Below are 15,549 nucleotides of genomic sequence, written 5' to 3' on the forward strand. Positions count from 1 at the left end.
ATATATACCAAAAAAATACACCTCGAATGATTCGAGGTGTATTTCTCTTTACTTAAATACAGGTTCTTTAAAGCTCGCCAATTTTTCAAGTGATGTTTTATCAACATCAGCATGTAGGCTTTTCCCATGAGAATCCATCGTTACAACTGCTTTAAAACCATCGATACGTAAATGCCACATTGCTTCCGGGATACCGAATTGTAAGAAATCAACATCTTTCACTTCTTTAATACATTCAGCATAATATTGTGCTGCACCACCAATTGCATTTAAGTACACACCACCGTGTTCTTCTAAAGCAGCTAATGTTTTAGCACCCATACCACCCTTACCAATTACAGCACGAATACCGAACTTTTTCATAATATCGCCTTGATATGGCTCTTCACGGATACTTGTTGTTGGACCTGCCGCTTTAATTTGCCAATTATCATTTTCATCTTTCACTACAACTGGACCACAGTGATAAATAATTTGTCCATTTAAATCTACTGGACAATCATTATCCATTAAATGTTTATGAATCGCATCACGTCCGGTATACATCATGCCGTTAATTGTAACAACATCACCAACACGAAGTTCACGAATTTGCTCTTCTGTAATTGGAGCTTGTAATACGATTTCACGCTGCTCTGATTGTTCTTGTGCAGCTTCTTGCTGAAGTGTGTCTTCACCTTCTTGGTATAACCAATCCATAATTTCTCCTGTTTCAGGATGGATTTTTACACCAAGGCGGCGATATGCCCAACAATTATAGGCAACAGATACATAGAAGCTAGCTGGCAGACGGTTATACACGCCAATTTTACAACCAAGTAAAGTTGTTTCTCCGCCAAATCCCATCGTACCAATTCCAAGCTTATTCGCATTTTCTAATACGTACTCTTCAAGTTGTTGTAACTCTGGGATTGGATTGACATCATCTAATGTACGGAATAATTGATTTTTTGCTAATTCGTAACCTGATGTACGGTCTCCCCCGATACCAACACCAATTACACCTGCACTACACCCTTGGCCTTGTGCTTGATATACTGCATGAAGAAGGCATTTACGAATTCCTTCTAAGTCACGACCTGCACGTCCAAGCCCTTCTAATTCACACGGTAAGCTATATTGAATATTTTTATTCTCACAGCCGCCGCCCTTTAAAATTAAACGTGCATCAATGTAATCTTTTTCCCATTGCTCAAACTTAATAACCGGTGTACCTGGTCCTAAATTATTTCCACTATTGTCTCCAAAAAGAGAATCAACAGAATTGGGACGAAGCTTACCATCTTTTGTCGCCCGCTCAAGCGCATTATAGATAGCTTCCTTCAACTTTAATTGATTCACACCAACTGGTGTATAAATTTTAAACGTTGGCATCCCTGTATCTTGGCAAATTGGCGAGATATTATCATCTGCCATTTTAATGTTATTCGTAATTGTGCCAAGTGCCATCGCCGAACGAGTCCCTGCGTTTTCTCGCTCTTTCGCTTGTTGAATCGCACGACGAACATCTTTCGGTAAGTTCGTTGACGTTTCAACAACTAGTTGATACATGCTTTCTTGAAGCTTTTCCATTGTTACTTCCCCCTCAATTGTGAACGCTACCAAAACGTTATGAGATGAAAATTCCATTGTTATGCTCTTCAGCTTTTTATTTATCACGCTATTAAAGTATAAATGAAATTTTTCACAACTTGATTATACCTTTTTTTCTATATTCCTTCTATTATCCGTACAGAAAAAGGCTACCAATTTTGTATTGGTAGCCTTTTTAATATATTATTCGTCTTTTTTAAATTGCTCACATTTTAATTCTAATTCATCTAACATCGCAAGAAGACGATCTACATCTTCTAACTCTACTTCTTCAGGTTCAATTGTATCAATTACTTCAATGAACATATTTAAACGCTCTTTTAAATATACTAATTGTGTATCTTTATCTTGAATTGCTTTTCCCATGAAGGCACTCTCCTTTTAATTCGAGTTGCTTTTATTATACCGCAAAAATGATTGCTATGGGCATGTAATTTCATCGATTTTGTAACAGTAATTCATTCTAATGTAAGCCCTCTCTCTTTTTTCACAAAAAAGTTTCACTTTATAAAAAGCACATATTCTTCTATTATAGAGAATGGACAAATTGTTATTTCAATAGTCAAAGGAGTATTTCATATGACGATATCACAAATAATGAAGCCGATTACTCCTTCTTACGATCCATGGGAAGCGTATATGGACCTTGAAGAGTACGGCAAACTACTATTAACAAACGTTGAGTTTACAACGACGACGTTATGCAATATGCGTTGCGAGCATTGCGCTGTTGGTTACACATTACAGCCGAAAGATCCAAATCCGCTTCCGATGGAGCTTTTATTAAAACGATTAGATGAGATTCCTCATTTACGTTCTTTAAGTATTACAGGCGGAGAACCTATGCTTTCAAAAAAATCCGTCGACAATTATGTAACACCACTCTTAAAATATGCCCATGAACGAGGCGTTCGCACTCAAATCAACTCAAACTTAACTATAGATTTAGCACGTTACGAACAAATTATTCCCTACTTAGATGTATTGCACATTTCACATAACTGGGGAACAATTGATGACTTCGTTGAAGGCGGATTTGCAATGATGGAGCGTAAACCTACTTATGAACAACGCGCAAAATTATTCGAAAGAATGATTACAAATAGTAAAGCTCTATCAAATGCAGGTGTACTCGTATCAGCAGAAACAATGTTAAACAAAAGAACTCTACCACATATGGAACATATTCATCGTCAAATTGTCGAAGAAATGGGATGTAAGCGTCATGAGGTTCATCCGATGTATCCGAGTGACTTCGCGAGCAATTTAGAAATTTTAACGAAAGCTGAAATTCGTGATGCAATTGAGCATTTACTAGAAATTCGCGATGAAAATGTATGGATGTTATTCGGAACATTACCTTTCTATGCTTGCAGTGATGATGAGCGAGACATCGCTACATTTAAAAAATTACAAGAAAGCAAAAATGTAACAGTTCGTAATGACCCAGATGGCCGTTCTCGTTTAAACGTAAATATTTTCGATGGAAATATTATTGTGACAGACTTTGGTGATGTTCCACTTCTAGGAAACATACAAACAAACACATTACAAGAAGCGTATGAAAAATGGAGCGCTTCAAAAACAGCAAAATCATTAAGCTGTCACTGTCCTGCAGTAAAATGTCTTGGACCAAATGTTCTTGTAAAAAACAGCTACTATCCGACAGAAGATTTCTTATCAAAAACAGCAAATATTACATTATAAATAGAAACGTCAGCTTATAAGCTGACGTTTTTCATATTATTGCGAATGCGATGAAGAAATAAATTTAAAAAACAAATGATCATGAATTGGAATAGCTGCCCCAATTCCTTGAGATGTAATATTTTTTACGACAAGCCTTTTTTGATTCCCTTTTAACACAAGGTAGACTTCGCCAAATGTTACTTTTCCTTTTTCATTTACTGCTGGTGTATAAGCGTATAAATATCCAAGTTGACTCGGACTAATATTATATACACGCTCATGTCCTGTACCATAACCAATTGTCGTTTTAAATGAAAGTGGCAATTGTACTTTTTCAAGCGCTTTTAAAAGCATCATTTTTTTCACATCTGCAGCATCTTTCATATCTGCTGTTAAATCACCTTCGATTGTCTTTTGGGTTTCTTGTTTATAGCGAAGTGGGTATAAGCGATCCCCCCCGCGATTGTCATATACATTTCGATTCACTTGCTTATATTCCCAGTTAATCGATGTATCTATTGATTCATAATTTAATGCCCATTGACCTAAATAAATTTTTGCTCGGTATCCTACTGCAAGTGGCGCATTCGAAATTGTTGTTTCATTAAACATTCGAATTAAATCAGGGTTTTCAATTTTGATATTTGCTGTTTTCAATAGTTCTTGCGCAAACTTACTTGGCTGTAAACGCGGTAAATCTTGTGCGTCATTTGGAAATGTATTATCTTTTGAAATATTTAAAACAGATGAAGGCATTTTTACTTCTACCGTTGTCTTTGCAAAACTACTGTTAGGAAATAATAAAATAAACGAGACCATGGTTGAAAGACATATGCTGTATACTCGTTTCACCTGTCTGGCTCCTTCCTACATAAAGGTATATATACTACTTTGTTTATTGTTTTCTCTGGGCACAATTGTTATGCCTATTTTTCATAATAAATAAAAACCAATTCCCATAATGACATACGCTGCTAATAAAGTGCCTCCTTCAAACCAGTTTGTATCCCCATCATTTGAAATCGCAATCGTTAAGAAAACGGCTGTAATCATGGACACAAGTTCTGGTATTGTAAATACTAAAGGCATCCTTTGTGCAAAGGACATGGATAGTAGTACTAATACAGGAGCAACAAACATCGCGATTTGTAATGTAGAACCTACTGCAATTTCTACTGCGATATTCACTTTATTTTTATACGCCATAATAATCGCAGATGCATGTTCTGCTGCATTACCAACAATTGCAACGATAATAACCCCGATAAATAACTCCGACCAGCCAAACGACTTTGCGACCGTTTCAAAAGTATGTACGAGAGCCTCTGACACATAAGCAACTGCAAGTGTTGCTATCGCTAAAATGAGTAACGCTTTACCTTTGGACCACTCTGGCTCTTCCTCATGTGCTACTTCATCACTTTTATGTTGATATACACCACGGTGCGTAACTAACTTAAATAACAATGCAGCAAGGTACATAAGAATCATGATAATAGAAACACCAATACTTAATTGATACGTCTTTCCAGCATCCATCTTCATTGAAAAAATCTCTGGAATAACAAAGGCTACAACAACAGCAAATATTAATAAAGCTGAATTATGCCTTGCATCATAAACATTAAAGCTTTGTCTTTTATATTTAAGGCCTCCTATAAAGAAGGATAGCCCTCCTACTAATAGTAAGTTTCCAAGTACAGAACCAGTTAAAGATGCTAGCACTACTTCAATTAATCCTGCCTGAAGTGCGAAAATTGAAATGATAAGTTCAACGGCATTACCGAACGTTGCATTTAATAATCCACCTATCCGAGGTCCAGAGACAATTGCTAAACTTTCTGTTGCTCTCCCCATAAACCCCGCTAATGCGATAATCGTAATGCAATATACAGCAAACATAATTGTTTGAGGCCAATGCATTGTTTTTCCGAGTACAGAAAGTGGTACACCTATAAGCGCTACTATAAGAAATATTTTATTAAACATGCTTTCCATCCTTCCATCGTATGTATTTCTCCTCATCATTAATATTATTCTTCTCCTAACTTGTCCGATTTCATCACAATTGTGTTTAAAAAATCAGATTGAAGAAAACAGTATGAAAGATATTTAAATTATCTTGTTTAAACGGAGAAAATTATAAATTATGAAAAGAGGTTAAAAATATGCACTTAAAAGAAAAAATCGCAACTATTATTCAAGGTCAACGTACTGGCGTATTATCTACTGTACGTAACGATAAGCCACATGGTGCCTTTATGATGTTTTTCCACGAAGATTTTGTTCTATATGTTGCAACAGATCGAAATTCAAAAAAGATAACAGATATCGAAAAGAATCCAAATGTACATGTACTACTTGGGCGAGAGGGAAAGAAATTAGATGAAGATTACATTGAAGTTGAAGGTATAGCTTCCATCGAAGAAGATCAAACGTTAAAAAACAAATTTTGGACTAATAGCTTAAAACGCTGGTTACTCGGTGTGGAAGATCCCAATTATGTACTAATTAAAATCAATCCCGACACAATTTATTACATCGATGGTGCTGGTACGACCGAGCCCGAGTTTTTACGACTATAAAATAAAAACAAGCCCCCTTAGGTGGGCTTGTTTTGTCGAAAGGTTCTTCTGAAAAAAACAATAAAATAGGTGGAACTTTCTAAAGATTCTGTTATATAATAGAAGTAACTTAAATAAACTGTATTAAAACAGATTGAGAGGAGAAATAAAAATTGATGAAAAGAGAAGAACGAAAAAACATGATTGAATTTATTGAAAAGAAAAAAGGGATTGAACGTGACGAATTATTATTTATGACGGATGATGAAGTAGAGCATATTTATAATGTAACGTACTTTTTATATGAAGAAATAGCAGAGTAGTATAATAATCCCCACCTTATTAAAAATATAAGGTGGGGATTATTTCGTTATTTATACATGAGAATGATTTTCATGTATAATAATGTAAGATTGGAGGAATTTTACTATGAGCTCATGGCTATTATTCGCACTATTATCAGCAATTGCCGCTGCCCTCGTATCTATTTTCGGAAAGATTGGTTTGGACGGAATCGATGCCAATGTTGCGACAACGATTCGATCTATTATTATGGCATTATTTATGGTAGGAGTAATTATTATACAAGGTAAATTTCAAAATATCGGCAACGTACTGCTAAATAAAAAAGCACTGCTATTTATCACATTAAGTGGAATTGCAGGTGCTTCGTCATGGCTATTTTATTTTCTTGCCTTAAAAACAGGAAAGGTCTCTCAAGTAGCCCCTATCGATAAATTAAGTGTAGTGTTTTCTATTATTCTTGCGATGATTATACTCGGTGAAAAGTTAAACTTTATGACTGGTATTGGTGTAGTCTTTATTACAGCTGGTGTACTATTTATTGCTTTCAGCTAAAAAACCGCTATTATTAGCGGTTTTTTCTTTTCCTTATGTAAATCCACACAATCAATGTTACAATTGCCGAAATAAATAAAATCAACATTCCATAATGATGTAAACTATACTCAACGAAGCGCCACTTCTCTCCTAGTTTCCAACCTAGGCCAATAAAAACACTTATCCAAATTAGTGCACCACCGTAAGCATACAGACAAAAACGCCACCATGTTAAATTCGAAACCCCAGCAAAATATGCTGTTAAGTGACGTACTCCCGGTATAAAGTAGCCAATCATTAAAAGAAACGGACCGTATTTTTCAAATAAGATATGTGTTTTTTCAATATGATGTTCTTTAATTCTAATTTTCGGACCGTATTTTTTTAAAACAGGGAGCCCGAGTTTTAAACCTAAGATGTAACTTAATGTAATACCAATCATCGCACCTGCCATTCCACTTAAAAATGCAGCTGTTCCTGACATAACTCCTTTTGAAATATTATAACCGATAAAAGTCAATAAAAACTCATCTGGTATAGGTAATCCAACAATCCCACCAGCTAAAGCTATAATAATTCCAAAATACCCATAATGTGAGATTAACTCGCCAACATGTTGTTCCATTCGGAAGACACATCCTATGCACGATCGTTATTCCATATTGTGCCCGTTCTATCTTCAAGCCAAACATGGTATACATATTCACTATACATTGTTTTTATAATGAACTCTACTTCTATTCCGTTCCTTTAACAGAGATTGAATCCGTGGCTTTTTTGTCCCTCCCCACCGATTATTAGCCTGCACCAATCGGAATTTTACGGGCAGCAGGGTTGCCACTTAACTTCCTTGCATTCGCTAATTTTTAGAGTAGGAGTCTTACTGCCTATAAATAGCCAGATTAAAAAATAAAAATTCATAGGCTTATTTTTTTGTTACAATAAAGGAAAGTTACTTTTTGCAACGGTTTAACTCTCAGGAAAAATGATATATCTAGCAAAAACATAGTTTGGTCTATATAATGCAACTTCTACCTATTAGAGTAACATGCACCCTTTTACATACAACATCATTTTTCTAAATTATACAGGGGGAACGAACATGACCATTGAAAAACAATTTATTCAAAAGATTTACTATAAAACATTTTTAACAGAAGACTCTTCCATCCCGGTAACGGAAGTACTCGGTGAAGCATATATAAATGAATCAAAAAAATGAATTCTCCAATATATCTAATATTCGCTTCGCACAAGGTGAAGTTTATTTTCAAACTAAAGACTTTGAAGCCGCTATATTCAAATGGGAGAAAGTAAATAATGAACTTGCACTCTGGGCCATGAAGAATATTGCAGATGCTTATTTCGAATTAGATTTCCTACCAAAAGCAGAAGAAATTTATAAATCTATCCAAACAGAAGATACAACTCTTACGATGGAAGTTTCCCTACAACTTCTTTCTCTTTATATCGAGCAAAATCGTTTAGGTCTAGCATTTAAGACGATTAGTGAAGCTGTTGCGTTTCAACCGGACTATCCAAATATTACTGCAATCGCTCGATCGTTCTATGAAAAACAAGAAGATTGGAATAATGCTATTGAACTAGCGGTTCAAGAAGGAATTCGAACAAAATCATTGCACTGGTTTGATACTTTAATCAATTATGTAAACAGAGGCTTTACTAACAAAATAAAACCTGAGTATTTCTATGAATCTTTAAAAGCCTTATATGCTACCGATCAAGTTCAGTTTAAAGAACTTGTTATTTCACTTTGGAACAGCTATGAAAATGAATCATTCCATCTACCTTGGATTCAAACAATAAATCACTTATTCTTACATATTGAAGTAGATGCTAATGACGATTGGAATGAAATTTCTACTCGCTATCAAGAGACTTACTTCGAATTGATTACTGGACAACATTTCATGCACGAATTACAAGGACTTGTACCAGATTTATTAACAAATTGGTTTAGTTTAACGAAAGCGGAAAATTCTTTACTTGTCTCCGCAGCAGTATTAGCATGGAATGAAGTTTCACCGACAACTCTAGAATCATTACTTGTAAAAAGCGCAGGTGCCTTACTTTCAAATGCATCAGCTCATTCAAATGTTGATATGGCAGACGTATCAGCATTATTTGAAACGATTACTGTATGGGCTGAGAAGAATGATGTAGATTTAGGTCATCAATTCACACTACTTGTTCGTGAGTTATACGATTTAAACGTTGCACAACTTCTAGTAGCAGGAGCTAGCGATTATGATAAATCAGCCTTTATTAACTCTATACTAGGCGAAAATATATTAAATGAGACTATAACAACTGCAATTACATTTAAAGATGATAGTCAAACTGAAATAACTGAGCTTACAGAGCTAGATATACGAAATATACCAAACTTTGACGAACTTCATAATATACTAGCGGTACCTTCTCAGTCAGAACTAGAAAATAAATGTATTGAAGTTAAATTACCAAGTAGATTTTTACGAAAAAATAAGTTTTCATTCTTTGTCACACCTACTATGCATGGACAAATTGACAAAAACAGCTCTCATTTCGAATACTTACAGGCAGCAGATAGTCTCATCTATGTACTAAATTCAGCTTCACCATTACATGATGAAGAGCTCGATACATTACTATATATTCGTGAGCAAGTACCAAATTTACAGATTCAATTCATCTTACAAACAATTGATGCGAATACTAGTGAAAACATCACAAACAACATTAAGAAGAAAATACTCATACATTTCCCAGAAGCACAATTTTTCCCTTACTCTCCTTCCCAAGAGAGTAGTGAACAGCTAGGTAATGTAACAGACTCTATTCTTTCTAACCTTACTCAGCGTAACGTGGAAAAAGAACGCATTGAAAAATTATTGTGGTTTATCCAAAAAACAATTGCATACCTTTTAAATGAACGTGTGGAATTAGAAAATACGTTAGTGAAATCAGTCCGCTGGAATAAGCATATTTTAGTAAAACTTGATGGTTTTATTAATAATCTTACTGCTATCCAAAAAGATAAAATTCGTTCTATTACAGAATCTTATCTTTTAACAAAAGAAGAGATTACGCAGGATATACATTCTCAAATCCCTGAATTGTTGCAGAGTTGCTCTGATCTCGTTCAAGAAGATAGTGATTTCAAATTGGTCCATGAAGAACTAAATGTGGCAATGAATGAAAGAATTCAAAAGCATGTACAGCAAGTGCTTCTTCCTAAGTTTACTGGGTCTATTCAAGAATGGATTGAAACTGCTCATAATGAATTCATCCAAGCTCAGGCTTATTTAGATGAAATGGGCGATACCTTTAATAAACTCTATGAGGAAGAGCGTATTAAACTTCCTTGCGATTTCAAATTACTAGATGACTGGGATAGAGATGTTGCAAGAATGACGAACAGAATTACAGTGGCTAACATCAATATTTTATTACGCTTTACACCAACACAATTTTTCTTAAAAAGTGCAGGGAAATTATTCGGTAATATGCAAAAAAACCAGTCTATGCTATCAAATAAATATAAACAATATATTGAAACAGAAGATTATACAGAAGTTGCTCAGATGATTTCCAAACAATTCCTTCTTCAATTCGAAGTATTTGAAGGTGCGCTAGAACGTGATATCATGATGTTCTTTAAAGACCCTCTTAGCATATTGAAACAAACTGTAGAAGCGGCCCAACTTGAAATACAAGAAGATGAGCAAACATTAACAAAGCTAAGAACCAATCCAGAAACTTATCATGATCCTTTAACACTATTTAAATTGCAATTGTTACAAAAAAAATTCATGCTAAATATTGAAACTATCGCTTCACAAGAAACAATAAAGTAACACTTTAATCAGTGGGGGATAAATACAACACCAACTGTTTAAACAAGAAAAACCAAGCAACTAATTCGCTTGGTTTTTCTTATTTTTAATTTACAATTTTCACATGTTCAAATGGATAATATATCGCCATGAGCTTTCCTAATACTTCTGTTCTATCAATGAGCCCTAAGCCGTTCCTACTATCCCTACTAACTAAACGATTATCTCCCATCACAAAAATTTTATTTTTAGGAATTGTAATCGGTCCAAAGTCTTCAGTTAAATTGATAAGTAATTTTTCTGCCTGTTTTTTATTATTATTTAAATACTCTTCGTTTTTCACTTGATGATTAACATATAATTGATCATTCTTCATCTCAATTACATCTCCTGGCAATCCAATAACTCTCTTCACGTAGAAATTATCTGTCTTCACGACAATAATATCCTCTCTCTCATAACTTTCAAATTTCTTGGCAAGTTTATTAATGATTACTTTATCTCCATCTTGTAACGTCGGCCTCATCGATGCTCCTTTTACAGTCGTAGGAAAAAACAAAAAGATTTTTGCCAAAAACACTAATAAACATGCTATTGCAATTATTTCAAAGAATTCACGCAAACGTTTTTCTTTTGCATCATTCCACCATCTCATCATCTTTTTATTTTTATTATAAGTACTCCGACCGATTAATTTCCACAAAATTCTGAATTATAACATTAGAATATTACAAATATAAAAATAATAACTCTCATAAATTTGCTATTCTTATATACTATATTCCCTATCTACCAAGCGGGACTTTTTCTATTAAATTCATGCTTAGAAAATATAAAACACTGCATAAATCAAACAGAAAATATAGTAGCATAGCAATAAAAAAAATACTCTCAAAATAGCCTATCTACTATTTTTGAGAGTATCTTTTTATAATCCTACATATACAATACACATCTGCGCTGCGACATATGTAAACCAAATCCAAAGTGGTTCATACTTCAGTTTGCGCCCCCCGATATCTGTAACACCGATAATAAAATCAGAAATCACGAACAATAAACCACCAAGTGCTGGCACCCACCATATTCCTGTATTCTCGTAATATAAGGCGAATGCAAAACAAGCCATTCCTCCGACCCACAAACCGTAAATTAGAGCCCCTATCGTAAACAATTTATCCTGTTTTTCATTTCGGATAAAAAAGAACCATCCTATAATTAGAAAGAGTCCGTATACGAGTAAACCAATCCAAAAACCATTCCATGAAATACCTGTTTGTAAAAATGCTTTCACATAGAAACAATGTGCAAGAGCGAAAGTAACCATTCCTCCAATTAATCGATGACCAATTGGAATCAATCCTGCCATAAATAAATCTCCTATAGTTGATAAAGTCATACCAAGTGCAACCCATGTACTATATTCTACCGACGGATCTTGTAACCATATCCAAATTGCACTACCAGTTAAAGAAAAACTCAGAATAAGACGAACCGCTAACGGCAACGGCATATTATTTCTCGTTCTTTTCGTCTGTCCTATTGCATAAATTGCTCCCGTTAAAAAAAGAATAATTTGCCCGACTAACACAATGTAAAGTACATTCATAATATGTTCTCCTCAATAAATGCTTTTTCTATCTTTTTTTCGTTACATATAGCACGTTTTCCTTTTTCTATGTAAAAAAAGAAGAACAGTGCTGTTCTTCCATTTTAATCGTTTTTCTGTTCTCTATGCTACCTGTTTTTCTTGCTCAATTTTCTGTTTAGCCGGAGCACGATTTACTACAATAATTCCCGCTGCAACACATGCTAAACCAAATAGTACAAAGGAATGAATCGCTTCCCCTAAAATTAGACTGGATAGTAACACACCAAACACTGGTATAAAGAACATATACATCGAAACTTTTCCTACTTTGTTATACTTCATAATTGTATTCCATATACAAAATCCCGCTGCCGATAAGAACGATAAATATATGAGCATAAGTATTGCATGTAGGTTAAATGTAAATGGTATTACTCCAACTTGAAATGCCCCTATACATAGTAACCCAATTGATCCAAAAATCATTTGGTATGCTGTCATGTACCCAACATCTAATGTTTTACTTCCTTCTTTTGCTAGTATATTTCCATACGAATACATCATTGCTGCCCCAAGAAGTAATAAGCTACCTATTCCAAAGTGGAATGATAAGCTTCCATCACTCGGTGCATTCACCAAAATCACACCACAAAAACCGATAGATACCCCAATTACTTTTCTCATATTTAGAGCATCATCTTTATATAAAAAGTGCGCGAGTAAAATTTGAAAGAATGATGATGTTCCTGAAATAATCGCTCCTTCAATTCCTGAACTGTAACTCATTCCAATATAAAAACATATATATTGAAGAAAAGTTTGGAACAAACCAATTTGAACTAACTGCTTCCCTGTTCCCTTTTTGAACTGCATATCTTTTCCTAACGCTTTAAAAAATAATAAGAGCATTGCACCAGATAAGAAAAAGCGATAACCCGCAAATAATATTTGTTCTCCGACTTCTTGTGGCTGAATTCCAAGTTCAACATAGCTTAATTTAATAAAGGGAAATGCGCTTCCCCATAAAAAGGTTGCTACTATTGCAGCAATAAACACGCCAATCGGATTGGTAAAAAATTTCTCTGTCTTCAACTTGATGTCTTCCTTTCCGATCTTTTTATGAACAATATTCATATATACCAAAGGAAATGCGAAAACACAAGTTTTCAGTTTATACTAAAACAAAAACATATCATCTAACAAAAACATATGCTATACTATAGAATAATTACAACTTAATAACTATTAAAATCAGATTCAACAGAAATGCTGCTATCCATTATGGATGGCAGCTTTCGTCGTTTTATAGGGGGTTCGATTTTGATTCTTTTTCTCAATAAGAATTCGGAAGGAGCGAGTAGTAATGAACGCAGAAGTAAAAACATTACAAGCACAAAAAGATATTTCTCATCCCTCTTTATGGGATACATTAAAGAAACATTATGAACTTATATTTGCAATCGCATCTGGTATTTTCATTTTAGCTGGTTGGTTATTCACAAAAAACGAGGCAATAAACGCAGGTATTACCTTCTATATCCTTGCCTATGTAATTGGAGGATTTGCAAAAGCAAAAGAAGGTATTGAGGACACAATTGAAGAGAAAGAGCTAAATGTTGAAATGCTCATGATTTTTGCAGCTATCGGTGCCGCAGTTATCGGTTACTGGGCAGAAGGTGCTATTTTAATCTTCATCTTTGCATTAAGCGGAGCAATGGAATCTTATACATTAAGTAAAAGCCAAAAAGAAATTTCAGCGCTTCTTGATCTACAACCGGAAGAAGCATTACGTATTTCAAACGGAACTGAGGAACGTATTCCCGTTGGACAATTACAAATTAACGATATTATTTTAATTAAGCCAGGTGAGCGTGTTCCTGCTGATGGCACAATTCATAAGGGTGAAACAAATATTGATGAAGCAGCTATTACAGGAGAACCTATTCCGAATGAGAAAAAATTCGGCGATGAAGTATTTGCCGGCACTGTAAATTTACGTGGTGCTATCGAAGTTAAAATTACGAAGACAAGCGATCAAACATTATTCCAAAAGATTATTCGTCTTGTACAAAGTGCACAAAGTGAAAAATCGCCATCACAACTATTCATCGAAAAATTTGAAGGAACATACGTAAAAGGTGTACTACTCGTTGTTGCGCTTATGATGTTCGTTCCTCATTTCTTACTCGATTGGAGTTGGAATGAAACGTTTTATCGCGCTATGATCTTACTTGTAGTCGCTTCTCCTTGTGCGCTAGTTGCAGCCATTACACCAGCAACTTTATCAGCAATTTCAAACGGAGCGAGAAATGGTATTCTCTTTAAAGGTGGTATTCATTTAGAACGTCTAGCTTCAGTAAAGGCGATTGCCTTTGATAAAACAGGAACATTAACACAAGGAAAACCTACTGTAACAGATGTATATGTTCGAGAAGGCATAGCAGAAAGTGAAGTACTTTCTATTACAGCAGCGATTGAAAGTCACTCTACACATCCTTTAGCAGAAGCAATTGTTAAATATGCAAAACATGCTTACGACATTACGATAAAAAAACCAGAAAACGTTGAAGATGTAACTGGTTTTGGATTAAAAGGAATATTAGAAAACAACGCTTATAAAATTGGTAAAGCTGATTTTATCGGAGAAGAAACAAAAACATTTCATAATGGCATTTCTACCTCACTTGAAAAAGAGGGAAAAACTGTCGTTTATATAAGTGATGAGGATGGTATTCTTGGACTAATCGCTTTAAAAGATACCCTTCGTCAAGAAACAATAGCTGCTATTCGTGATTTACAAAGTATTGGTGTAGAAGCAATTATGATTACTGGTGATAATGAAGAAACAGCAAAAGCAATTGCCCATGAAAGTAATATAAAAGAATATTACGCATCATGTTTACCCGAAACGAAAGTTGAAACGATAAAGCAGTTAAAAGAAAAGTACGGCATAGTCGCCATGGTTGGAGATGGTATAAACGATGCACCTGCCCTCGCTACTGCTAGTATTGGTGTTGCAATGGGTGAAGGAACAGACGTAGCATTAGAGACTGCAGACGTTGTTCTCATGAAGAACGAATTATCTCGTCTCTCTCAAGCAATCCGTTTATCAAAACGAATGAACCGTATTGTGAAGCAAAATGTAATTTTTTCGCTAGCTGTAATTGCAATGCTAATTTGTTCTAACTTCTTGCAATTTTTGGCTCTTCCATTCGGTGTTATTGGACATGAAGGAAGTACGATTCTTGTCATTTTAAATGGTTTGCGATTATTAAAAGGAAACAAATAACGGGTCCCTCATAAAGGACCCGCTTTTTTTAATGGTAGCTATTGTGACCGTTCGCACTGCTGCTCGTTTTATGCTTTGGATGCGAACTGCTCTTTTGTTTGTTATTTTTATTATTGTGGTTCTTTTTATTATTACTCATGAAAT

The 15,549-nt window shown here is 34.7% G+C and carries 13 protein-coding genes and 1 pseudogene; 6 read left to right on the plus strand and 8 right to left on the minus strand.

Features of this window, described 5'->3' with window-relative positions:
* Positions 1-48: 48 nt before the first annotated feature.
* Positions 49-1,572 carry a class I fumarate hydratase gene (fumA, locus tag CDB3_RS22450; RefSeq protein WP_179139743.1) on the minus strand — a complete coding sequence of 508 codons (1,524 nt, stop codon included), beginning with the start codon at positions 1,570-1,572 and terminating at the stop codon, positions 49-51.
* A 204-nt stretch (positions 1,573-1,776) separates the two neighbouring features.
* Positions 1,777-1,959 carry an SE1561 family protein gene (locus tag CDB3_RS22455; RefSeq protein WP_000513558.1) on the minus strand — a complete coding sequence of 61 codons (183 nt, stop codon included), beginning with the start codon at positions 1,957-1,959 and terminating at the stop codon, positions 1,777-1,779.
* A 213-nt stretch (positions 1,960-2,172) separates the two neighbouring features.
* Between CDB3_RS22455 and yfkAB the strand changes: the two genes are divergently transcribed.
* Positions 2,173-3,300, plus strand: coding sequence for a radical SAM/CxCxxxxC motif protein YfkAB (yfkAB, locus tag CDB3_RS22460; protein WP_000156002.1), 1,128 nt, complete (start codon positions 2,173-2,175; stop codon positions 3,298-3,300).
* Positions 3,301-3,336: 36 nt separating this feature from the next.
* Here yfkAB and CDB3_RS22465 read toward each other — a convergent pair whose 3' ends face one another.
* Together CDB3_RS22465 and cax are read right to left on the minus strand one after the other, a co-directional pair.
* Positions 3,337-4,134 carry a YfkD famly protein gene (locus tag CDB3_RS22465; protein WP_002094746.1) on the minus strand — a complete coding sequence of 266 codons (798 nt, stop codon included), beginning with the start codon at positions 4,132-4,134 and terminating at the stop codon, positions 3,337-3,339.
* Positions 4,135-4,215: 81 nt separating this feature from the next.
* Positions 4,216-5,271, minus strand: coding sequence for a calcium/proton exchanger (gene cax, locus CDB3_RS22470; protein ID WP_128856006.1), 1,056 nt, complete (start codon positions 5,269-5,271; stop codon positions 4,216-4,218).
* Positions 5,272-5,450: 179 nt separating this feature from the next.
* Here cax and CDB3_RS22475 point away from each other — a divergent pair, with 179 nt between their 5' ends.
* The 3 genes from CDB3_RS22475 to CDB3_RS22485 all read left to right on the plus strand — a co-directional run bounded on the left by CDB3_RS22475 (position 5,451) and on the right by CDB3_RS22485 (position 6,704).
* The gene (locus CDB3_RS22475; RefSeq protein WP_128856007.1) at positions 5,451-5,867 is read left to right on the plus strand and encodes a pyridoxamine 5'-phosphate oxidase family protein; all 417 of its coding nucleotides are present in this window, start codon (positions 5,451-5,453) and stop codon (positions 5,865-5,867) included.
* A 155-nt stretch (positions 5,868-6,022) separates the two neighbouring features.
* Positions 6,023-6,169: a BH0509 family protein gene (locus CDB3_RS22480; protein ID WP_000817786.1), complete on the plus strand. Its 147-nt coding sequence runs from the start codon at positions 6,023-6,025 to the stop codon at positions 6,167-6,169.
* Positions 6,170-6,275: 106 nt separating this feature from the next.
* A complete protein-coding gene (locus CDB3_RS22485; protein WP_128856008.1) occupies positions 6,276-6,704 on the plus strand; it encodes an EamA family transporter in 429 nt (142 codons plus the stop codon).
* Between the two features lie 13 nt (positions 6,705-6,717).
* Here CDB3_RS22485 and CDB3_RS22490 read toward each other — a convergent pair whose 3' ends face one another.
* Positions 6,718-7,311 carry a DedA family protein gene (locus CDB3_RS22490; protein WP_128856009.1) on the minus strand — a complete coding sequence of 198 codons (594 nt, stop codon included), beginning with the start codon at positions 7,309-7,311 and terminating at the stop codon, positions 6,718-6,720.
* Between the two features lie 477 nt (positions 7,312-7,788).
* Here CDB3_RS22490 and CDB3_RS22495 point away from each other — a divergent pair.
* A pseudogene (locus CDB3_RS22495) lies at positions 7,789-10,546 on the plus strand (tetratricopeptide repeat protein).
* A gap of 85 nt (positions 10,547-10,631) precedes the next feature.
* On the opposite strand, the gene lepB reads toward CDB3_RS22495, so the two are convergent.
* The 3 genes from lepB to CDB3_RS22510 all read right to left on the minus strand — a co-directional run bounded on the left by lepB (position 10,632) and on the right by CDB3_RS22510 (position 13,208).
* On the minus strand, positions 10,632-11,180 hold the full coding sequence (gene lepB / locus CDB3_RS22500; RefSeq protein WP_372708555.1) for a signal peptidase I: 549 nt from the start codon (positions 11,178-11,180) through the stop codon (positions 10,632-10,634).
* Between the two features lie 273 nt (positions 11,181-11,453).
* Positions 11,454-12,134: a lysoplasmalogenase gene (locus CDB3_RS22505; RefSeq protein WP_071745359.1), complete on the minus strand. Its 681-nt coding sequence runs from the start codon at positions 12,132-12,134 to the stop codon at positions 11,454-11,456.
* A 123-nt stretch (positions 12,135-12,257) separates the two neighbouring features.
* Complete coding sequence (locus CDB3_RS22510; RefSeq protein WP_128856031.1) at positions 12,258-13,208, minus strand: DMT family transporter; 951 nt, start codon at positions 13,206-13,208, stop codon at positions 12,258-12,260.
* A 271-nt stretch (positions 13,209-13,479) separates the two neighbouring features.
* Between CDB3_RS22510 and CDB3_RS22515 the strand changes: the two genes are divergently transcribed.
* A complete protein-coding gene (locus CDB3_RS22515; RefSeq protein WP_128856011.1) occupies positions 13,480-15,405 on the plus strand; it encodes a heavy metal translocating P-type ATPase in 1,926 nt (641 codons plus the stop codon).
* Positions 15,406-15,549 lie beyond the last annotated feature (144 nt).

The organism is Bacillus sp. CDB3, from assembly GCF_002081505.1.
GTDB lineage: Bacteria > Bacillota > Bacilli > Bacillales > Bacillaceae_G > Bacillus_A > Bacillus_A cereus_AT.

Coding starts and splice junctions, on each gene's coding strand:
- CDB3_RS22455 (WP_000513558.1), bottom strand. CDS start 1,959: ATGGGAAAAGCAATTCAAGATAAAGATACACAATTAGTATATTTAAAA.
- CDB3_RS22505 (WP_071745359.1), bottom strand. CDS start 12,134: ATGAATGTACTTTACATTGTGTTAGTCGGGCAAATTATTCTTTTTTTA.
- lepB (WP_372708555.1), bottom strand. CDS start 11,180: ATGAGATGGTGGAATGATGCAAAAGAAAAACGTTTGCGTGAATTCTTT.
- cax (WP_128856006.1), bottom strand. CDS start 5,271: ATGTTTAATAAAATATTTCTTATAGTAGCGCTTATAGGTGTACCACTT.
- CDB3_RS22485 (WP_128856008.1), top strand. CDS start 6,276: ATGAGCTCATGGCTATTATTCGCACTATTATCAGCAATTGCCGCTGCC.
- CDB3_RS22515 (WP_128856011.1), top strand. CDS start 13,480: ATGAACGCAGAAGTAAAAACATTACAAGCACAAAAAGATATTTCTCAT.
- CDB3_RS22490 (WP_128856009.1), bottom strand. CDS start 7,311: ATGGAACAACATGTTGGCGAGTTAATCTCACATTATGGGTATTTTGGA.
- CDB3_RS22480 (WP_000817786.1), top strand. CDS start 6,023: ATGAAAAGAGAAGAACGAAAAAACATGATTGAATTTATTGAAAAGAAA.
- fumA (WP_179139743.1), bottom strand. CDS start 1,572: ATGGAAAAGCTTCAAGAAAGCATGTATCAACTAGTTGTTGAAACGTCA.
- yfkAB (WP_000156002.1), top strand. CDS start 2,173: ATGACGATATCACAAATAATGAAGCCGATTACTCCTTCTTACGATCCA.
- CDB3_RS22475 (WP_128856007.1), top strand. CDS start 5,451: ATGCACTTAAAAGAAAAAATCGCAACTATTATTCAAGGTCAACGTACT.